General features: G+C 64.8%; 19 protein-coding genes, 2 pseudogenes and 2 CRISPR repeat arrays. Of the genes and pseudogenes, 12 read left to right on the top strand and 9 right to left on the bottom strand.

Annotation, left to right across the window (positions count from 1 at the left end; translation table 11 throughout):
* Positions 1-70: 70 nt before the first annotated feature.
* Positions 71-775: a DUF5995 family protein gene (locus OHQ90_RS18080; protein WP_328411992.1), complete on the bottom strand. Its 705-nt coding sequence runs from the start codon at positions 773-775 to the stop codon at positions 71-73.
* 561 nt (positions 776-1,336) lie between these two features.
* Between OHQ90_RS18080 and ligA the strand changes: the two genes are divergently transcribed.
* Positions 1,337-3,328 carry an NAD-dependent DNA ligase LigA gene (gene ligA / locus OHQ90_RS18075; RefSeq protein ID WP_328411990.1) on the top strand — a complete coding sequence of 664 codons (1,992 nt, stop codon included), beginning with the start codon at positions 1,337-1,339 and terminating at the stop codon, positions 3,326-3,328.
* A 476-nt stretch (positions 3,329-3,804) separates the two neighbouring features.
* On the opposite strand, the gene OHQ90_RS18070 is transcribed toward ligA, so the two are convergent.
* The 3 genes from OHQ90_RS18070 to OHQ90_RS18060 all read right to left on the bottom strand — a co-directional run bounded on the left by OHQ90_RS18070 (position 3,805) and on the right by OHQ90_RS18060 (position 5,841).
* Positions 3,805-3,918, bottom strand: coding sequence for a hypothetical protein (locus tag OHQ90_RS18070; protein ID WP_328411988.1), 114 nt, complete (start codon positions 3,916-3,918; stop codon positions 3,805-3,807).
* A gap of 162 nt (positions 3,919-4,080) precedes the next feature.
* Entirely contained in the window at positions 4,081-4,203 is a 123-nt protein-coding gene (locus OHQ90_RS18065) for a hypothetical protein (RefSeq protein WP_328411986.1), read from the bottom strand.
* A 315-nt stretch (positions 4,204-4,518) separates the two neighbouring features.
* Complete coding sequence (locus OHQ90_RS18060; protein ID WP_328411984.1) at positions 4,519-5,841, bottom strand: hypothetical protein; 1,323 nt, start codon at positions 5,839-5,841, stop codon at positions 4,519-4,521.
* Between the two features lie 398 nt (positions 5,842-6,239).
* Between OHQ90_RS18060 and OHQ90_RS18055 the strand changes: the two genes are divergently transcribed.
* The 6 genes and pseudogenes from OHQ90_RS18055 (at position 6,240) to OHQ90_RS18030 (ending at position 10,158) form a co-directional block, all read left to right on the top strand.
* A complete protein-coding gene (locus OHQ90_RS18055) occupies positions 6,240-6,677 on the top strand; it encodes an integrase (protein WP_328413471.1) in 438 nt (145 codons plus the stop codon).
* Positions 6,578-6,796 (top strand): annotated as a pseudogene (locus OHQ90_RS18050) (tyrosine-type recombinase/integrase); the annotation flags it as partial. The gene OHQ90_RS18055 and the pseudogene OHQ90_RS18050, both read left to right, overlap by 100 nt.
* A gap of 25 nt (positions 6,797-6,821) precedes the next feature.
* The gene (locus OHQ90_RS18045) at positions 6,822-7,316 is read left to right on the top strand and encodes a site-specific integrase (protein ID WP_328411982.1); all 495 of its coding nucleotides are present in this window, start codon (positions 6,822-6,824) and stop codon (positions 7,314-7,316) included.
* A gap of 121 nt (positions 7,317-7,437) precedes the next feature.
* Positions 7,438-8,265, top strand: coding sequence for a hypothetical protein (locus OHQ90_RS18040; RefSeq protein WP_328411980.1), 828 nt, complete (start codon positions 7,438-7,440; stop codon positions 8,263-8,265).
* On the top strand, positions 8,255-9,652 hold the full coding sequence (locus OHQ90_RS18035) for a tyrosine-type recombinase/integrase (RefSeq protein ID WP_328411978.1): 1,398 nt from the start codon (positions 8,255-8,257) through the stop codon (positions 9,650-9,652). Before OHQ90_RS18040 ends, OHQ90_RS18035 begins: the two co-directional genes overlap by 11 nt.
* A gap of 50 nt (positions 9,653-9,702) precedes the next feature.
* Positions 9,703-10,158 (top strand): protein-tyrosine phosphatase family protein, encoded by a 456-nt coding sequence (locus OHQ90_RS18030; RefSeq protein ID WP_328411976.1) that lies wholly within the window; start codon positions 9,703-9,705, stop codon positions 10,156-10,158.
* Positions 10,159-10,257: 99 nt separating this feature from the next.
* Here OHQ90_RS18030 and OHQ90_RS18025 read toward each other — a convergent pair whose 3' ends face one another.
* Positions 10,258-11,229 carry an ISL3 family transposase gene (locus tag OHQ90_RS18025; RefSeq protein WP_328411974.1) on the bottom strand — a complete coding sequence of 324 codons (972 nt, stop codon included), beginning with the start codon at positions 11,227-11,229 and terminating at the stop codon, positions 10,258-10,260.
* A 739-nt stretch (positions 11,230-11,968) separates the two neighbouring features.
* Here OHQ90_RS18025 and OHQ90_RS18020 point away from each other — a divergent pair.
* Entirely contained in the window at positions 11,969-12,319 is a 351-nt protein-coding gene (locus OHQ90_RS18020; protein ID WP_328411972.1) for an HPF/RaiA family ribosome-associated protein, read from the top strand.
* Between the two features lie 117 nt (positions 12,320-12,436).
* On the opposite strand, the pseudogene OHQ90_RS18015 reads toward OHQ90_RS18020, so the two are convergent.
* A pseudogene (locus OHQ90_RS18015) lies at positions 12,437-12,598 on the bottom strand (ATP-dependent DNA ligase); the annotation flags it as partial.
* A gap of 684 nt (positions 12,599-13,282) precedes the next feature.
* Here OHQ90_RS18015 and OHQ90_RS18010 point away from each other — a divergent pair.
* Positions 13,283-13,876 (top strand): hypothetical protein, encoded by a 594-nt coding sequence (locus OHQ90_RS18010; protein ID WP_328411970.1) that lies wholly within the window; start codon positions 13,283-13,285, stop codon positions 13,874-13,876.
* 141 nt (positions 13,877-14,017) lie between these two features.
* Here the strand turns inward: OHQ90_RS18010 and OHQ90_RS18005 are convergent, their stop codons facing one another.
* Together OHQ90_RS18005 and OHQ90_RS18000 are read right to left on the bottom strand one after the other, a co-directional pair.
* Positions 14,018-14,278, bottom strand: a complete 261-nt coding sequence (locus OHQ90_RS18005; protein ID WP_328411968.1) for a hypothetical protein — start codon at positions 14,276-14,278, stop codon at positions 14,018-14,020.
* A 306-nt stretch (positions 14,279-14,584) separates the two neighbouring features.
* Positions 14,585-15,160 (bottom strand): hypothetical protein, encoded by a 576-nt coding sequence (locus tag OHQ90_RS18000; protein ID WP_328411966.1) that lies wholly within the window; start codon positions 15,158-15,160, stop codon positions 14,585-14,587.
* Positions 15,161-15,236: 76 nt separating this feature from the next.
* Between OHQ90_RS18000 and OHQ90_RS17995 the strand changes: the two genes are divergently transcribed.
* Complete coding sequence (locus tag OHQ90_RS17995; RefSeq protein WP_328411964.1) at positions 15,237-15,386, top strand: hypothetical protein; 150 nt, start codon at positions 15,237-15,239, stop codon at positions 15,384-15,386.
* A 136-nt stretch (positions 15,387-15,522) separates the two neighbouring features.
* Here OHQ90_RS17995 and OHQ90_RS17990 read toward each other — a convergent pair whose 3' ends face one another.
* Positions 15,523-16,413: an aminoglycoside phosphotransferase family protein gene (locus tag OHQ90_RS17990; RefSeq protein ID WP_328411963.1), complete on the bottom strand. Its 891-nt coding sequence runs from the start codon at positions 16,411-16,413 to the stop codon at positions 15,523-15,525.
* A gap of 647 nt (positions 16,414-17,060) precedes the next feature.
* On the opposite strand from OHQ90_RS17990, the gene OHQ90_RS17985 reads away from it, so the two are divergent.
* Together OHQ90_RS17985 and OHQ90_RS17980 are read left to right on the top strand one after the other, a co-directional pair.
* Positions 17,061-17,510 (top strand): tyrosine-type recombinase/integrase, encoded by a 450-nt coding sequence (locus tag OHQ90_RS17985; protein WP_328411961.1) that lies wholly within the window; start codon positions 17,061-17,063, stop codon positions 17,508-17,510.
* Between the two features lie 334 nt (positions 17,511-17,844).
* Positions 17,845-18,178: direct repeats of the CRISPR family, unit length 29 nt.
* A 93-nt stretch (positions 18,179-18,271) separates the two neighbouring features.
* A CRISPR array of direct repeats spans positions 18,272-18,789; the repeat unit is 29 nt; unit sequence CGGATCATCCCCGCATACGCGGGGAGCAC.
* A 336-nt stretch (positions 18,790-19,125) separates the two neighbouring features.
* On the top strand, positions 19,126-19,422 hold the full coding sequence (locus OHQ90_RS17980; protein WP_328411959.1) for a helix-turn-helix domain-containing protein: 297 nt from the start codon (positions 19,126-19,128) through the stop codon (positions 19,420-19,422).
* Positions 19,423-19,735: the final 313 nt, after the last annotated feature.

The following is a 19,735-nucleotide window of genomic DNA, read 5'->3' as shown; positions in this document are numbered from 1 at the left end:
TTCGGCGTTCCTCCTGGGCGTGGACGACTTGGCCGAACCGTTCGACGGCGTCGGCCAAGTCGTCCGATCGTCACTTCGGCGGTGGAACGACCGGGGTGAGGAGCATTCGGCCTGCGGTGGAGACGGTTTCCTCGAGTGATCGCTTCGTCAATTTGAGGAGCAGGGTGTTGTCGCGCTGCATCCAGAGCATCTGGGTGGTGGCCCAGGCAGCGTCTCGGGCGCGAGCGATGCTGAAGCTGCTGAGGATGTGCTTCAGTGCTTCGGCGTCCCTGGTACTCAGTTCGAGTAACGCGGGCTCGTATTCCGCCCGGATCTCGGCCTCGACCTTGGCCAGCAGTTCGTTGACCTTGAGGTAGTCGGCGTGCACCGGTTTGGTGTCGGGGGTGGTGGCCCGTTCCTTGCAGGTTTCGACCACCGCGACCGCCAGATCGTGGTTGATATGGGCGTTCATGCCCGCCAGTGCGAATTGCAGCGGCCACACGGTGCGGTTGGAGCGGGAGTCGAAGACCGGTTTCCAGACCGGATTGGGCGGCTTACCGCGTTTGGCGGCGTCGACGGCGTCGAAATACAGCTGCGCGAAAATCACGTCGAGGCGTTCGACGAATTCGGGGTCCTTGAAGAAACCTTCGGTGATCTGCCGACCCACCAACTCGGTGACACGCAGGTACATGTTGTTGAAGCTCGCGACACCGTCTCGCGGGTCGAGTTCGCCCTTGATGGCGCGCATCCGCCTAATGACCTCTTCGACGGCTGCGGGAATCTGTGTGATTGCCATGATGTTCTCCTCCGCAGGGATCGTTCTATACCGTCACGCGACATCACGCGGATGCCGCACTGAAACGTGCATCACGAAATCCGTTGGAACAGTGTCATTTTCACTACGGCACAGACCCGAAGCCCATCAGACACTCCCCCGGTACAGCCGCCCTCGTGGCAGCGACCCCTAGCGCTCGAGGTCGAAACCTCAGTACGGCGGCACAGAGCGAAGCTCGGCATCTGCACTGAACATCGGTCCACTTTCCCTGAGCAACATCATGATTGTCGCACCGACAGACGATCCCCGGGCCGAATCGCCCGAAGCCTGCACCGCCCCGCACCGCCGCCCTCGAGCACACGCCACAAACCATCGAGTTGGCCATAGAGAGTGCGTTTGCCGAGTGCCTTGCGACGTTCTCGATCTGCTGGCGGCGTTTTCCGACCTACAGGACGTGCCGGTCCGGGCGAGCGAAGCGGAACTCCGGTCAGCCGACTACGAGATGGAGATATCGAGCAGACAGAACGCTCCACCGTTGTCGTTCCACGTGGGTGTCGGTGGGTATCGGTAGCGTCTCGTGTTGTGGAAACTGGGGAATATATCCAAGAGCTCGCGGACCGCATCGCGGCGCTGCGCGACGCCTACTACCAGGGCTCGCCGCTGGTCGCGGACGCCGAGTACGACGCGATCGAGGACGAGCTACGTGGCCTGATCGAGGCGCACCCCGACCTCACGCCCGAGGTGAATCCGCTGGAGCAGGTCGGCGCGCCCACAGTGCTGCACGCCCCGACCCGGCACTCACGTCCGATGTTGTCACTCGAGAAGGCGACCAAGCCTGAACAGGTCGCGGCGTTCTTCGACCGCTTCCCCGGCCAGCCGGTGGTGGTGATGCCGAAGCTCGACGGCTTGTCCCTGGCCCTGGTCTTCGAGGACGGGCGGCTGGTGCGTGCCGTGACCCGGGGTGATGGCACCACCGGGGACGACGTGACCGTGCTGGTCCGCGCGTTGGTCGATGGCGTCCCTGAGCGGATCGACGTCCCGGGGCGGGTGGAGGTGCGTGGCGAGGCGGTGATGCTGCGTTCGACCTTCCTCGCCTACAACACGGCGCATCCGGACAAGCCGCTGATCAATCCGCGCAACGCCGCGGCCGGCACGCTGCGGGCGAAGGACCCGGCCTCGGTCTCCGAGCGTCGCTTGCAGTTCTTCGGCTTCGACTTGGATACCTCTGCCGGCGGCGCTGCGGTCGATCTTGGGGAGGGCCTGCGGGCACTGGGGGTCGCGGGTGCGCAGATGCGGCTCTGCGCCGGCGCCGAGCAGGCGCAGGCGGCGATCACCGCGATCGAGCAAGGTCGCAACGAGCTGGACTATGACCTCGACGGCGCGGTGCTGCGTCTGGCCGACCGTGATGCCTACGCGGCGGCCGGGACTCGGTCGAACTCCCCGCGTGGCGCGCTGGCGTTCAAGTTCGCCGCCGAGGAGAAGACCACGTTGCTGGCCGAGGTGGTCTGGGACGTCGGCAAGACGGGCAAGATCGTTCCGGTCGCGTGGCTGGAGCCGGTGTTCGTGGGCGGCACGACGGTTACGAAGGCGACGCTGGCCAACCAAGAGGTGATCCGCGCCCGCGATATCAAGGTCGGTGACACGGTGCTGGTGCGCCGCGCGGGTGACGTGATCCCGTTCGTGGCGGGCGTGCTCGACGCCTCCAAGCGCACGGGCGAGGAGCGCGAGATCGTGCCGCCCACTGCCTGCCCGTCGTGCGAGCAGCCGGTGACCGAGCAGGGCAACAGCCGGGAGTTGTTCTGCACCAACGTCTCGTGCCCCGCACAGACGGTGCGCAGGCTGATCCACTGGGCGTCGCGGGCGGCGGCGGACATCGACGCCATCGGTCAGGTGTGGATCGAACGCCTGGCCGAGGCGGGCATCCTGGAGCGCCCGTCGGACTTCTACACGCTGACAAAAGAGCGCCTGCTCGAGTTCGACCGCATCGGCGAGGTCTCGGCCGCGCGCATGATCGACTCGATCGATGCGAGTCGCCCCATCGGCCTGCGCCGCGCGCTGATCGGCCTGGCGATCCCGATGGCCTCCGACGGCACCGCCGCTCGCCTGGCCCGGGCGGGATTCGGCTCCCTGGAAGAGGTCGCCGACGCGGGCGAGGAACGGCTTGTGGCGGTGGAGGATATCGGACCGAAAGTCGCCGCCTCCCTGGTCGCGCACCTCACTCGCCTGCGTCCGGAACTGGAGCGGCTGCGAGATGCGGGTGTCTGCCTGGACGTGCGTGCGGAGGACCTTCCCCCGGTCATTGCTGCCGGCGCACCCCTGGAAGGCAAGACGGTGGTGATCACCGGCGCTATCAGCGATCCGCGCTCCGGAGAGAAGGTCGCCCGCCCGACGTTCCAACGCCTGTGTGAGAAGGCTGGCGCGACGGCGGCGTCCTCGGTCTCGGCGAGCACCGACCTGCTCATCACCGGTGCGGGAGTCGGTGAGAGCAAGCTGACCAAGGCGGAGAAGCTCGGCGTGGAGGTCATCGACCAGGGCGAGATCTGGAACCTGCTGATCGCCGCCAAGGTCATCTAGACCTCGGCGCGCCCGGCCTCACCGACCGGAACATACCATTCGCGCGGCCTGTCGGTTTCTATGCCGACGGGCCCGCTCGCCGGCGAGCGGAGTTCGACTTTCCCGCAACTGATTTACCTGTTCACCTGGCGTACGGCAGTTATGCAACACACCCCCTGAAATCGGTTCGCGCAGTATCCAGTTCGATCGGATCATCTCATCGGCCGCCGACACGGCGGCGGCGAATTCGACAGGGTCGTCCGGCACCGAGCCGGCAAGCCCCTGCGTCGCAGGGTGGTCGGTCGTAACGTGGGGTATCGGCGTGCTGTCGAGTGATATTCCGCCGGACGAGACCGGCCAGCGCCTACGCGAGATAAGGGCATGGCGCGGGCAGAGCCTCGAGGTGGTCAGCGGTCTGGCTGGGCTGTCCCAGGGCGCGGGAGTAAATCCGCCGAATCCGGCGCTAAGGCGTGGGCAGAGGCCCTGTCAGCAACAGTTCAGGCCGCGATGTCGAAGAGGGTCAGCTCCCGCGCGGCCTGGGCGCGCAGCTCGGCGCGTTCACGGGCCTCGCAGGTCGGGCCAATACGGCGGGCGACCGAATCCGGTGACATGAGCCAACCGTGGCAGCGGCGTTCCCTGTCAAGTCTGGGTGTGTTGCCGAACCGGAGTGACGAGGGCACGCCGCCGCGATTCAGCCGCCAGGCAGCTCCGTCGCCGATGTCGGTGCCCGACCGTATGGTGGTCACGTGACCGACATCGCCCCGCTCGCTGCCTCAACCCGGGCAGTGTTCGGGGCCCTGGGTGTGCATGCCGTCGTCCGGGCGGGCCGGACGGTGCATGCGGTCAGCCTCGGGCAATGGGTCGGAGACGAAGAAGTGCCCGAGCTTCTCTGTCACACCGGTGTCTCGGGGTGGTCGCCAACAGCCTTGGCGCCGACACGAGCAGATGTCACCTGCGCCCGATGCCTGCGCCGAATCGGCGCGTCCACCACTCAGCCACGGCAGCTTCTGCTGTTCGGCGAAGACGAGGCACCAACCGCCGGATAGCGAGAAGTCAGCTCGACTCGGGGTTGGTTCTGATCGCGAGACTGGGCGCCGTCTGATCGCGAAACTCGACATCATCTGTGGGACAGGGATGTTTGTGGTCACGAATTTCGACACCACTTCCAGGGTTGCGATGCAGAACGAGCGTGCTTCACCGCTGAGGTGTCCTCAGCGGTGAAGCATGATTCGAGTCGTGGCGGCTCGACGGTTGGTGTCTTCCTCGGTCAGGTCGTCAGCGATCCGACCGATTCGCTCACGGACCTCGGGAACCGACATGTTCGCGTGGGCGATGGCGATTGCCCGCGTCTCGGACTCGCAGTCGTCGAGGCATTCAACTGCCCGCTCGTCGGCGAAATCCGCTGCAAGGCTGCTCAACGCCGCGGCGCACCGTTCGCGGAGACGCGAGTAGACGGTGTTATCGAAGATCTCTTCGACAGTCGCGATACTGATGACGTGGCCCAGGCGGGCGAGCCCGTCGACAAGGTCGCACTGCTCATAGATGTAACCGTTGCCACGGGCAACTGCCTCCACTAGAAGCTCGAGCAGCCAAGGAGCGTCGGGCGTTTCGGCGATGTCAGCGATCAGAGACAGCGCCACGGGCCCGGCGTAGCCGTCGAGGGCGGTGTTCGCCCTGGCCCAAGCCAGTGCTCGAGGTGAGCGTAAATTGCGAAGGCATCTCCGGACCGCGATCCGCACGCGGCGGTCCTCACTCTGGAGCATGTCCGAGGCGATGCCCAAAAGCGTTGTCTCCCAACGCTCATCGGTCAGCTCGGGCCCCGATATCGCAGTGATGAGGCCCGATTCGATTGCCGCTCGCAGCACCCGTTCGCGTTGTGCCGCGGACCGTGTAGCGCGATCGAACTTCGGTCGGCTGCCTGCCGACCGAGACCCTGCGGCCGCTGCGGCGACCCGCTCGATGCGCGCGCTAGCCCGCCGCCAGTCCGGCCAAGGTGGTGCGGACAAATTTCCGAGCCAACCGATGGTGGACTGCAGCTGTTCGTCGTCGGCGACCTCCAGCACGTCATCGAGTAACCCCTCGGCTTCGGGGTGGTCGATGAACGGAATCAAGGAGCCGAGCACTTGTTCGAGGTCCCGCCCCGATCGCAGGTAGTGCCGCAGTTCGGTGACGCTGCCACCGACACCGCGATGGGCAAGCCGCTCGAAAACGCCTGTAGCGAGCCAGGTGTCGGTGTCTCCGCTCGCGTCCAGCGGTCCCGCAAATGCCGCGCGCAACCGAGAAAGATCGACCCTCAAGTCGACGACGAGAGTCGCGTATAGCCAACTGCGTTCCTCGACCTGGTGGTCCCATCGAGGGTCGTGAACGATGCAGTCGACCACAAAGTCGCCCGCCATCGCCTGCTCCGCATGCGCCGCGCCGTAGCAAGCTCCTCGCCCACGCTGGATCATCCCGAGCAACGTGCTCGGCTCCGCCCACCATGATTCAGCGGACCCCAGGTCGTCCGCATCATCATCACGCCCGAGCACCGGCATGACGCGACCATAGACCCGCCGGGCCCGAACAGCCACCCGATTTATCGGTCCACAACCCCTCACCGTTCATACGGCACGGCTCCTCCGATCTGGCTCAGTTGCCTCCGTCGACAAGTGGTGTCGAAATTCGCGACTGTGAACGAGTCTCAAACGCCGACCCGTGCTCAGATTCGCGATCAACTGACGCCAAGTTTCGGATCTGGCCCACTTTTCGTGACGAAAGTTGTTGCACCGCAGGTCTTCGGCGTCATCGTTGTGCGGCCGTGAGAAGCACGCGTTTGCGTAGCAGTGCAAGGCCGGCCCTGCCGAACATCTGCCTCTTGATCATTTAAAAGTTACGTGGAATCTGGCCGGGATGATGATATCTCCCCGGTGTAACCACGAACTTGGGAGGCAGGTTGAGCGGCGGCACGGTGGCGCTGAGGGAGAAGTGGCCGGTGTTGGGCCGGCACGAGCAGGCGGCGGTGTGGCTGCAGGTCTGGACTGATCTGGGTCGGGCGCCGCGCACGATCGACGCGTACGCCCGCGGTTTGGCCGAGTATCTGCTGGCCTGTGAGCGGGACGGCGTGGATCCGGTGATGGCGAATCGCTCCGATGTCGCTGCGTTCGTCCGGGAGTTGATGTCGCGGCCTCATCGCAAGGGCCCCAACGTGATCGCGATCGATTCCGGAGCCGGGCTGGCGAACGCGACGATCCAGCAGCGGCTGGTGCCGGTCCGCCTGTTCTACGATATCCGATGGAGGAAGGGCTTCGGGAGTCCAATCCTGTTGGGCGCAGCCGGTATACACCCGGCCGTCAGCGCGGCGGGCAGCAGCGTGGTCTGGTGCCGAGGCTGACGAAGTTGCCATGGATCCCGGCTGAGCAGCAGTGGCTGGATATCCTGGATGTTGTTGCGGCCGAACCGATTCGTAACCGGGTGATGTTCGCGCTGGCCTATGACGCGGGGTTACGGCGGGAAGAGTTGTGTTCGCTGCGCACCGATGACCTGGATCCTGCGCACCGGACAGTCCGGGTGGGGGGCCGAGACGACGAAGAACCGGCGCGAGCGGGTGGTGCCGTATTCGGCGTCGACGGGTGTGCTGTTGTCGGCGTATCTGGTGCATCGGGCGAGGATCAGCCGGGCTCGCGGGCCGTTGTTCTTGTCGGAATCTCGCCGTAATCATGCGCAACCGTTGACTCTGTGGACATGGTCGAAGGTGGTGCGCCGGATCGCGCTCGCTGCCGGTGTTCCCCGGTTCTCGACCCACACCACCCGGCATTTGTGCCTGACCGATCTGGCTCGCATGGGCTGGGAGTTGCACGCGATCGCCACCTTCGCCGGGCACCGTCACACCGATTCCACGCTCGCCTACATCCACCTGTGCGGCCGGGATCTGGCCGACAAACTCACCCGCAGCACGGAGCACATCCACGCCTGGCGTATTGCCATGCTCGCCAGCATGAACACCACTGCGGCAGCAGAGCTTTCGCGGTGAGCGCGCTCTTGCCCGGCGCTGCGGGCAATTCTCGGTGGTGTTCACCGTTGGTGGGTCGCCGGTTCGACACTGCGGTGGCGTTGCGGCCCGACGAGATTCGAGCCATCACCGAGCTGGGGGGGTGCGCAACTTGCGCCGCCTGCAGCACCACGACCCGGCTGCGCCGGGCTGGCGGGTGATCCGGCGACTGTTACGGCCGATCGAGGCGGTCAACGCCGGACTGGACTCGCCACAGACTCCGCATCGGCTGCGCGCCATGCTCGACGCGGTCGCCGTCCTGCTGGTCGGCTGCAATGAGATCGGGCGGACATTCTGGGGCTGGACCACCGAGGAATGGGTGCATCTACTCGGCCACGACCAGGGCGAGTTCCACCGCCACGCACCAGAGTGGGCCGGTGATGAGGTTCGTCCGTATCTGGCGGCCCACGCCTATCTGCTCGGTGGGTTCCACGATTTCCACCGGCTGGGCAGCTTCCAGCGCCTGACGTTGTCGTGGCGGATCTTTGGCCGCGACCGAGTGAACTGTGAGATCGCGCGGCTCCGCTCGGTGTTGGCTGAGTGGGGGTATCAGCTTGGGCACGAGGATGATTCGCTGCTGCCGATGGTGGCCTGCCAGTTGTTCCTGCTCAACGGCAGCCCGCATCTGGAGGACCTGAACACCGAACTGTTCGACCGCTTCCGCGACGACCGGCTCTTGCAAGGTGCCCGATTGAATACCCCCTACGCGCTGCAGCGGGCGGTCGCCACGCTGGGGTTCTGCGACCCACCCAGCAACCCGGTCGGCGGTCACAAGATCCGGGCCACCGGCGGTGCCCCGGTTTGGGAGCAGTGGGTCGACCGCTGGCACGCGACCTCGATGTTGACGCCCCGCAGCCGAGGCCAAGTACGATCCAACCTGCTCAAGGTCGGCCGCTGGTCGGCCGCTGGTCGGCCGCTGGTTGGCCGCTGAACATCGCGACGCTGCCGATCCGACCGAGTGGACGCGGCAGATCTGCGCGTCCTGGATTGCCGCGCTGGACCGGATGAAGGTCGGCGACTACGTCCAGCGCACCGCAGGAATGGGTGACCGCCTCGGCAAACCGCTCGAAGCATCGAGCAAAGAAGGCCAACTCGCCGCGCTGCGTCGCTTCTTCACCGACTGCCACGAATGGGATTGGCTGCCACGCCGATTCGACCCGCAGCGAGCTCTGGCTACTCCGCGCAGCATCGCGGCTCTACTCGGCCCGAACCCGCGGGTGATCGCCGACGAGGTCTGGGCGAAACTGCTCTGGGCGGGGTTGAACCTACGGAGCGATGATCTGCCGGTGACCAGCTCCGGCCGCTTCTATCCGCTGGAGATGGTCCGCGCCATCACTGTGGCCCGGCTGTTCTCTGGACTCCGTAGCAACGAGATCGCCAGGCTGCGCCTGGGCTGCATCCGCTGGCAGCACGACGGCGCCGCGATCACCGGCGATTCCGAGGAGGTCCTGGCACGCGATTCGGTCTGCCTGCTCGACGTCCCGACGAACAAGACCGGCACCGCGTTCACCAAGCCGGTTGACCCCCTCCTCGGTCAAGCCCTTGACGCCCGGCAGGCCGTCCGGCCGTCGCAGCCGAGACTGCTCGATCGCCGCACCGGCGAGCAGGTCGAGTTGCTGTTTTCCTTTCGGGCACACCGGATCTCGACGGCCTACATCAACAACACGGTCATTCCGATGCTCTGCCACAAAGCAGGCGTCCCGGCCGCCGACATTCGCGGCAACATCACCAGCCACCGGGCCCGGTCCACGATCGCCAGCCAGCTTTACAACGCCAAGGAACCGATGACGCTGTTCGAGTTGCAAGCCTGGCTCGGGCACCGTTCGCCGCAGTCGACCCAGTACTACGCCAAGATCACCCCGAACACCCTGGCCCGCGCCTACACCGACGCCGGCTACTTCGCCCGCAACGTCCGCACCATCGAAGTCCTCATCGACCGCGACACCGTCACCTCGGGTGCTGCCGCCGCTGGCGAGCCATGGCAGTATTACGATCTCAGTCACGGGTTCTGCAGCTACAGCTTCTTCGAACAGTGCCAACATCGGATGGCCTGCGCCCGCTGCGATTTCTACACACCCAAGGAATCCAGCAAATCTCAACTGCTGCAAGCGAAGTCGAACCTTCAGCGGATGCTCGTCAGCATCCCGCTCACTGACGGCGAGCAAGCCGCCGTCCAAGACGGCCAAGCCTCGATCGACCAACTGCTGCAACGCCTCGCCGACACCCCAACCCCCGCCGGGCCGACACCACGCCAGCTCGACGCCAAGCCCGGCAGGCCGCTACCACTGACCGTCGAAGGACCCGACCGAAAGAGCTGACCATGCTCCCAACCCTCTACACCGCACACGGATCCGGCCACCTAAGCATCATGGCCAAACCCCGCGGCGGCGACTGGCTCCATGACGAGATGACCGCACTCCGCGATGCTGGCGTCGACATCCTGGTCTGCGCGCTCACCACCGCCGAACTCCACGAAACCGGACTGGCCGACGAACCCGCCGCCGCCCGCGCAGCCGGACTCGACTTCGTCGCCATCCCGATCCCCGATCGCCAAGTCCCCGATCTGCACACGGTCCTGCCGACATTGCAGGATCTCGCCGCGAAGCTGCGCGACGGCAAACACGTTGTCACCCACTGCCGCTTCGGCATCGGACGATCCAGCCTCATCGCCGCCTCCCTCCTCATTCTCAACGGCGCGAAACCCGACACTGCCTGGCACAGCCTCCAGCAGGCCCGAGGGCTACCGATTCCAGACACTGCTGACCAGCGGGACTGGACGACCAGACTGGCCGAATACCTTGACATTCCAGATTCCACAGAATGATGTGATTGACGCGCCCCTCAACGGGACCGGAGTTCCAGCGCATGGTCAGGCCAGCGGTGACGGCGTTCAGGTCGGACTCGAGCCCGTTGGCGAAGGAGGTCAGGCCGGGCAGATCGTCGGCCCGGACGGTGGCGATCCATCCGAGCGCTGCACTGTGCGCTGACCCCAGCCCAGGCCCCGAGCGATACCGCGGATGCTATGTCCCCGAGCCAGCAGATCGTGCACCTTCGCGTGGTGTCGCTGAGCGCGCTGCGCGAACCTCCCGACGGGCTCCTCGTTCTGAGGTTGCGGGGTTGGCCGGTCGGTCGACTGAGGCTCGGTGGCGCGAAGGCAGTCGCGGTGGCGAGCCACGCAGCGCTCGACGGCCTTGCTCAGGTTCTGCCAGAGGTGAAACCTGTCCGCGACCTGCATCGCGTCGGGTGCGCCGATACGAACTCCCTCCGCGTACGCCCCGGAGCGGTCTCGGCATACCACCTCCACCCCAGGGTGTGCGGCGAGCCAGTTCGCCAGGGGCTGAGCGTCTCTGCCTGGCAACAACTCCAGTGGTGCACCCGTCTCGCAGTCGATCAGCACGGTGCCGTAGTTCTGGCCGCGCAGCAACGCGAAGTCGTCCACCCCCAACACCCGAGGCGTTTCCGCTGCGGGATCCGGCAACGCCGCGAGCAGCCGCAGCAGAGTAGACCGGCTTGCCGACGCATGCAGCGCGGTGGCCAGTCGCGCGCCGACCCGACCGGCCAGAGCGACCGCTATACCCTCCAGCATCGCCCGCAGCAGCGGCGTTCGCCGCCCGTGCCGCACCGTCACCCCTTCGATCTGCTCCGCGAAAGTCCTTACCCTGCAAGATGATTGATCGCAGAACCATCGCCGCACCCGCAGTCGGACCACCAACCGTCGTCCGCCCACCGGCGCGTCGGCCAGGTAGCGCTCGTACCGGCTGTGCACCCTGGTCGCGTCGTACCCGCAGCACACGCAGGCCACAGCCGCCGCCAGCGCGGACGCCCGGATGCACACCACGCCGCTGACCTCTGCAACTTCCTCGATGGCCACCCCGGCCAGGTGCGGCAGCAGCAACCGCACACCATGATCAACACACAGCCAGACATGATCGCAAGACCTCAGCCACCTGCCGTGCTCAGGCAACGCCTATCACGGAAAGTGGGCCAGATCCCAAGTTTCACGACCGAGCCACGGGGTTGAGTGGGATGACGGTGCGGCTGCTTCGTCCGGACTTCTGGGCAAGGCGGTCGTTTTCGGCCGTGAGGACATTGACGATTCGCGCGAATGCTTCGACGGATTGTTTGAGCCTCGCACGCGGGACCGACACAAATGGCGCTATGCCGCTGCAGTTAGGGGGTAGGGGCGCATCCGCCAGAAATCCGGCGGTGGGCGCGCCATGACCGGTCGAGGGCTGGCCGACTCTGGAAACTATGCGCCACACCTGCCACGCCGAGAGCCGTCCGACAGCAAACGCCCAGTTCGATTCGCGCTACCGCCAGATTCTGCGTGGATGCTCCTCACCTCCCTCTTCTACCGCTACCGACCTGGATGGCCATCACCGGCGCCGCCATCGCGCTCAAACCCTTCTGGAAGGCAGTACCGTGCCGAACTCGATCGCCGCTGGGCTACCAGAAACTCCGGGGTATCGCTTTCGCCAACAATTGGGCGACCCAGACCGCTCAGTCCGATGATCATCGGGGATTACGGTGAGTACCGAGGTAAAGGAGGAGCAGGCTACGGCGGCGGAGTCGATGACGAACACCATCCGCCTCTGTCCGAGTAACAGTTGCCACCTACCGGAATGGATACGCACATGCAGATTCTGATCAACACCGACAGCAACATCGACAGCGGCGAAAAGCTGATCCGGCACGTCGAGGAGGAGATCGCATCGACGCTCGAGCGCTTCAGCGACCAGATCATCAGCGTCGAAGCCCACCTCAGTGACCAGAACGCGGGTAAGGGCGGACCGGATGACAAGCGATGCGTGCTGCAGGCTCGTCCGACCGGTCAGCAGCCGGTCGCGGTGACCCACAACGCCGCGACGATCGATGACGCCTGTCGGGGCGCGGCCGCGAGCATGGCACATCTGCTTGCCAGCCGGTTCGGCCGGCTGCACGAGACAAAGGGTGGCGACTCCATCAGGCACCCGCACACGAACTGAGTCAGCAGCACCGGGTTGTTCTGTACTTGGGGTGGCCCATCGCTGCGCGGCTGGGTGCATGACATGCATGCGACGTTGCAGCAAACCGAACGACGGTGCACCCGAGGCGGTATGCGCGATCACCTCACCGTCGAGAATCAACACCCGGCCCCGCGCCGACTCGGCCAGCGCCGCGGCGAGCTCGGGGTAGGAGTCGGTGATCTCGCGCCTGTTTCTGCTGTACAAGCGACATGATTCGCCTTTGCATAGGGCGAGGGCGCGGACACCGTCCCATTTCATCTCGATGGCCCAGGCAGCCGTATCCGGCGGCCGCCCTGCGACGGCCAGCATCGGCGCCGGCACTGCCACCACAAAATCAGCGTATATTCAGCTACCGACTGAGGGAGGCTATCGACTCGGTGTCACGGTCACCATTCCGACTGCTGTAGGTCACCGGCCGGAACGAGCGCGGTCACCAGCATCGGGAATGGGTAGCCCGCGTCCCCGACCGGGACGAGCAGCGCTTGCCCGTCCTCGCCGATGCTGTCGACCCGGAAACCGAGACCCCACCGTTGCCGCTGCGCACCAAGTCGTTCTCGTACACCACGGTACGCAGACTATCCCGATCAGGCGTCCAGACTCCTCCGGCAGATGATCAGCTATCAATGCCGATCCCCTATCGACTCAGACCAAACGATATGCGATTACACGAACATACGTTCGATGATGGGGTGGCTTCGGGAACGAGCCAGCGAGGTAAAAACATCGCTGGCCGGTTTGCCCCGCGCCGCGCATCTGGACGCGCTGCGCGAGTAAGACTGGCTACGTGTCGTCACTCTGCCCTCCCCCACACTCGCCCCGCTGTGGGATCCGACCGAGACGAATCACCACCGTGTAGCGCTACAGCAGCCTGAGCCTGCGGCGAATGTAGGTTCGTAGACGTTGCCATCTCTGGAATAGGTCGATGAAGAGAGCGGAGCTGCGATGCACTGGGATCAGATGACCGCCACACCTGCTCAGCTGCGCAAGCACGCGACGCGATTTCGCCGCGCCGCCAGCCAACTCGAGGTACTCGAGTCGATCATCAACGCCACCGACGGACCCTGGCTGGGTGCGCTGGACACCGACGGACGGACCGCCGCGGAATTGAAGATGCACCTCGCCGGTCACTACCGCCTGACCGCGGTCGTCACCAGCGCCGGCAAACTCACCCTCGTCCAGATGCACACTCCCACACCAGAACATTGCACAGAGCTGGTTCTCTCGACAAAGCCCGCGCTACGGCGCGGCTGGGACACATCTCGGCAGATGCCCAAACAGGCCGAATGGCTCGATTACGTTATCGGGTGGGTCCGCAACGCCAGCCAAACCCTGGACCGTCGCGCGATCCTGCAATGGCGCCTGCAAGGGGCCGACCCGAGGCTGGCCGCGATGACCGACACCATCGAGGGATTGCGGGCAATCCTGCTGGAACGAGAACAAGACCGCGATGCACTCGCCGCCGAGGTAGCGGAACTGCGAGCCGAGCTCGAATCCCTCGACAGTCAGCAGCGCCCGGCGACGGTGCCGGCGGGGTGAACCGCTAGCCCCGCTGCGAGGCCGAGGGATTGGGTCACCTTCGGTACGCAGCGTAGCCGCCGTGGACAGTTGGTGTCGTTGTTGAACAGAGACAACCTCCTGAGCACGTGTTCCATGAGCACGCGGATAGCGCATTGGTCCTCACCGCTGCGCTGATAGCAGGTGATCTTCGGTGACAGCGATCAACACATCCAGAAGGCCGACAAGGGTGCCAGGCAGTAGAGGTGCGAACCGGTCGCTGAACGAGTTGTAGGCCTGCAGGGTCGACATCACGCATTCCTGCCGCTCCGCGAAATAGTGCGGGTCGTCGGCTCTGTCGAGCACAGCCGACAAAACAGCAACCGCGTCTGGGGCCAGAATCAGCACTGCCTCGACCGAAACTTCGAGCCCGATGCTTGCCACTCGACCGCTCAGCAGATGGCTGCCACGAGTGTCGACAACATGAACGATGCGTGTGACCTCAACATCGCAGCCCTCGACTAGCACTTTGTCGAAGTCGTGGACGCCAACAGCCTCGGCGGTGGTCGTCCGCTGCGCAGGATGTGGTGCAATTGCGGCTGGTCGCCCACGCTGGAGCCGGAATCCTCGCGCGACCGACCGATGTTCCACAGCGGAACTACAGCAATATCGATGATCCGGCCGTCCTGACACGTGCAGGACACGTGGTGCGAGGTACTGTCTCGCACAATCCTGGTCCGTGAGCCGACATCACTGTCCCGAATGCTCCGGGTTGCCCGAGTCGACCACCTTGTAGAACTTGCAGTCGCCGTGAGCCCAGTCGAACACCAAACCGGTAGGGTCGGTGAACTCGGCCAGCTCTCGGTCCGCGGTCAGGTACATTTCGATGCCCTCGAACTCGGCATCCACTGTCGTGTAGATCTGGTCGGCCTCGAGTATCTCGTCATTCGGAAGCGTGAGAAAGAACTCCTCGCCCTCGGCCAGGTCGACGACAAACCGTGCCATAGTGCCGACCTGATGAAGGACCTGGATGCGCGCGTACTCGAAAAAGTTGTGGGCACCGTCGTACACCCATGCATCGACCGGCTCCCCGGATTCGGTGGATTCGACCTCTATGCCTTCGATTTCGCGCCAAGAAGGCACATCCGCGGGGATCCCTTCGATCGTCACGTCCACCGAACCGCGCCACGGGAATCTCAGTGCCAAGGTGAGTACCGGATCAAGGCCGGAAGACGGGTTGCCGAACAGTTGGCCGCGCCAGGACCCCTTGCGGTCCGAGGGCAACTCGTCGAGAAACAGATCGGCGCTTTGGGTGCGGTCATTCATGGGTCCACTGTATGGGTCGCGGCATTCACGGCGAGGCTCGACGCTTCGAGCCGCCCTTCAGATCCCTTCGGCGCGAATGCAATTGGCCATACATCCGTCCGGCGGTGTGGATGTCGCAGGTCTGGCCGAGGTCGGTGAACACCTCGATTCCTTTGTGAGTGAGGTGTTCTCGCCGCTGGCACGCAAGGATCGGGTGGCCACAGCCTGGGATATGTGCGTGGGGTGACGATGGAAGGCAAGCGCAATGCCGATGGGCCGACCTGTCAGAAAGCGGAGTTCGACTGTCCCACAACCGATCTACCTGTTCTCGGCGACGTCGACGATCCTGGCGTAGATGGCGCCAGCCGATCACGAAACCGGAATTACCCCAGGGCGTTCCAGCGTGGCTCCGCGAATTCTGGGTTGCGCAGGGTACGGAGACGATCGTTGAGTTCGCGCTCCGCGGCGCTGTCACCCTGGCTGGCTTGGCGGATGTAGGCGTTGAGGGTGTGCAGGTCACGCATTTCCCTTAGCAGCGCGAACCCGTCCCACTGTCGGACGTCCCAGCCGTAGGCGGCAACGAAGTCGATGATCTCGCTCTCGCTGGTGCCGAATCGCAGGCCTTGGATGGTGTTCATCAGGTCGAGTTCACGTGGGGCGATGCTGATTTCGTCCCAGTCGCCGAGGAGCACACCGCGTGGTCCCCAGAGTGTGTTTCCTGGGTACGCGTCGCCGTGGACCATGCCGCGGCCGAGTTCGGAGTCCACAAGGTGGTACTGCTCGATTAGGTGGCAGGTGCGTTCGGTCAGCCAATGCCGGTCGTGTTCGGTGAGTGCCCGCGAAGTGGTCGGGTCTCGCAGGGTTATCGCTAGGCCGGCCAGTGGTGGGTAGTCGGGGAGGTCGAAGGGTGGCGGAGGTAGTGCATGGAGTCGAGCCAAGATGGCACCGAGTTCGCCGGCCGGTGGGCGGGTGAGATCGGTTTGCGGGTAGTACTGCCAGAACGTGACGGTGACCGTGTCGATGTCGATGGCGTGATCGATGCGCGGTTCCGTCACTGGGATGTCGTGGTCGGCGAGCCATCGAGTGATAGCGACCGATGCCCGTGCACGCAGACCGTGGTGCTCGTTGTGGCTGATGCGCGCGACGGTTTGTTCTGTGGGCAGCAGGTAGACGGTATTGGAGTGCGCCCGGAGCAAGCGTGCGCTCGCGGGCGATAGTCCAGCTTCCTCGCATGCGGCGTTGAGCACCAACCGTGTGGCGTCGAGCTCTGTCATCGCGGCGCGGGCAGCTGCGCAGTGGTGAACATGGCGATCTCCTCGCTCAGGGTTCGGGCGATCAGGGCTTTGGCATCGTCGGTAGCTCGCAGCGAATTGTCAACGGCCCGTAAGCCCTCGGCAACCGGGTGGATGTGTTGTCTGGGTGGTAGCGCGAATACTGGGGCAAGGATTTCGCGGGCGCCTTCGACGGCTCGGTTGGTGATGCGAACGATGGCGATGTCGGCGCGGGCGAGTGCTTCGTCTCCATAGGAACGGTCCTTGTCTGGGCCGCGGGTGTAGCCATCCCCCGCCTGCTGTGCCCACTGTTCGGCATTGGCGGGCTCGCCGATGAGCCGATGGTGGTGCCCAGGTAGTGGGCCAACTTCGGCGTCGGGAACTGTAGTGACCCGCCGAAGGCCACGACCTCATCACTGTTGGGTGTGGCCTCGGCGGCTGCCAGGGCGCGGGTGACCGCGGTCAGAGCCTCGTCTCTACGGCCGAGCCGGGCGGCGCATCGCGCTTCGAGTGCGGCGAGCCGGATCTGATGCTCCCCGGCGGGTGACCATTGCGATGCTCTACGAACGATCTCGATCGCGCTGCCCGGATCCGCGTTCGAGCGTCCAGGCGCGCAGCCCGTCTGCGCCGACCGAGGGTGTCGCGGCGGTGTGCGTTGCCCTTGCACTTACCCGGCGAAGGGCAAGGGCACCAAAGGTAAACGAGCTCGCAGGATTCCGATCATCGAGGAGCTACGACCACTGGTGCTCGAGCGGATCGCGGCGGCCAATGATCGGCCGGATGCTCGGCTCTTCGTCGGACCACGAGGCGGCAGGATCGCGACCGGTGTACTGCGGCGGGCCACACATTGGGACGACGTGGTGGCCAAACTCGGTTATGAACATCTGCGTCGGCACGATCTACGGCATACCGGATTGACCTGGTTCGCGGACGCGGGCGTGCCGCTGCATCGGCTCCAGAAGATCGCCGGGCACACCGACCCACGGATAACGCAGCGATACCTCCACCCCGATATGCAGGGGCTCACCGACGACGGGAATCTGCTCTCACAACACCTACGGTCCCCACGTGGTCCCCAACTGCGAGTGGTTGGTGAATGAGAAAACCCCTTCCGATGCTGGTTGGAAGGGGTTTTCTGTTTGTCGGGATGACAGGATTTGAACCTGCGACCACTTGACCCCCAGGGAACTGGTAATCGTCCCAGGGTGTCCGGCTGATGCAGTCCCGTCCAGGTCAGAGTCGTTTCAGCGTCCGGCTCGTACTGCCCGATCCGCTCTGCATCCGCCTGTCTTGGCACGTTCTAGGCACGCTCGATCGCACTCAGATCAGAGGCTGATAGAGGCAAGCCGAAGGGCCCAACGAATCCGGCCCATGCGCCGTCATGGGACACATGCAAGACGCCTCTGATCGACTGTTCCGGTGTCGCAATGCCCCCGGCTCATCCCCGCACGCGCGGGGAGCACTGCCTCTTTCATGATGGGTTCGGTCAGGGCAAGGGCTCATCCCCGCATGCGCGGGGAGCACGAGAAGCGCGGCACACCGTTCGCCGGTGTCCTGGGCTCATCCCCGCATGCGCGGGGAGCACGTACCTCGGCGGGGTGACCGCATGAGGATCCTAGGCTCATCCCCGCATGCGCGGGGAGCACAGCCCTTCGGCGTGGGTGAGAACCGACAGCAAGGGCTCATCCCCGCATGCGCGGAGAGCACCCGATGTATGGCGGCCTGAAACAGGATGTGCCGGGCTCATCCCCGCATGCGCGGGGAGCACATCAGATCGGTGACGCGGTGGGTGGTCGCACCGGGCTCATCCCCCGCATACGCGGGGAGCACTCTGCTGGAGATTGCTTACCATCGTTCTACCCCGGATCATCCCCGCATACGCGGGGAGCACACGGCGCGAAGCGCGTCCGGATCCCGGTCCCGCGGATCATCCCCGCATACGCGGGGAGCACACGACTGTCGACTGCACCAGCGCCTCGCGGATCGGATCATCCCCGCATACGCGGGGAGCACGAACATGACCGCCCGCAGCATCGGATCGACCACGGATCATCCCCGCATACGCGGGGAGCACTCGCCCGCGGCGAGGATCGCTTTCTTGATGGCCGGATCATCCCCGCATACGCGGGGAGCACTGGTCCCACCACTGCGGGCACCACCGCGCCGTCGGATCATCCCCGCATACGCGGGGAGCACGGGCCGATCTTGGGGCGAATCTAGTTCTCCGGCGGATCATCCCCGCATACGCGGGGAGCACCTGGAGTGGATGGAGGACGCCGAAGGGCTGGACGGATCATCCCCGCATACGCGGGGAGCACTCGGCCTGGTGGTCGTAAGCGAAGGCCTGGACCGGATCATCCCCGCATGCGCGGGGAGCACTTCTTGACCAGGCGAGATCTAACGCGAACCATCGAATTTCATTCGGTTTGTGCACGTTCGACGGCTCGGGCACAACACCAATCACCGTATCTGACAGGCTTGTCAAACCACTGAACCACACTCGCACGACTGGCGAACTCGGCACAAATCAGCTTTCATGGTCTGTAGGGAAGAACTTGCGGATTGGCCTCGATCGAGGTAATCCGGCATGGCAATCATCTTCAGAAGTCACAGATCCGGTACCACCCGGTGCTGCCCACCGCAGCCGAGCGCTCGCCGCGACCTGCAGGACCAAGCCGGCCGTCGCCGTCAAGATTCTCGAGTTGGCCACATCCGATGAGCCAATCCGACCCCACACCCTTCGCGAACGTCACCGCGGACCCCAGCGAATACGAACCCGACGGCATGAAGGCTCGTGCCGAGGACACACTGGAACGTCTGCTGAACGAGCCCACCGTTTCGGTCCCCGACACAGCCCGACTCCTCGGCGTCGGCAGGTCTACGGTCTACTCGGCGGTGAAGTCAGGTGAGGTGCCTGCGATTCGAGTCGGCAGCCGAGTGCGAATCCCGTCGAGATGGGTACGAAAAGTGCTCCAACTGCGTGCCGATCCGGGTAGCGGCGACACTCTGTAGCACGTCGGTGTTGCCCGCCACACCCACAATCGGCCGTTCATCGACCGCTGGACTGCCTTTCCTGAGGTAGGCGCAACGCATCTCCAGCTCGGCACTCCTGTCCGCCGACTTATGCCAACGCTAAGACCGCAGGTCGATTCATCAAAATAGCTGCACGGCAGAGACTTTGATGCCATGCCCACTCTCGACAGCTGGATGCCGTTCAAGCACCTCAGTTCTCAGTGCAGACCAAGCACACATCGCGGAACCTCGCACTACTACGCCCGGCGGCCCGTCGAACAAGAAAGCCACCTTCGCCCCGCAACTCAATTCC

It is taken from the genome of Nocardia sp. NBC_00403, from assembly GCF_036046055.1.
Lineage (GTDB): Bacteria > Actinomycetota > Actinomycetes > Mycobacteriales > Mycobacteriaceae > Nocardia.
Note: the sequence above shows the minus strand (reverse complement) of the source record. Positions and strands in the feature narration are given on the sequence as shown.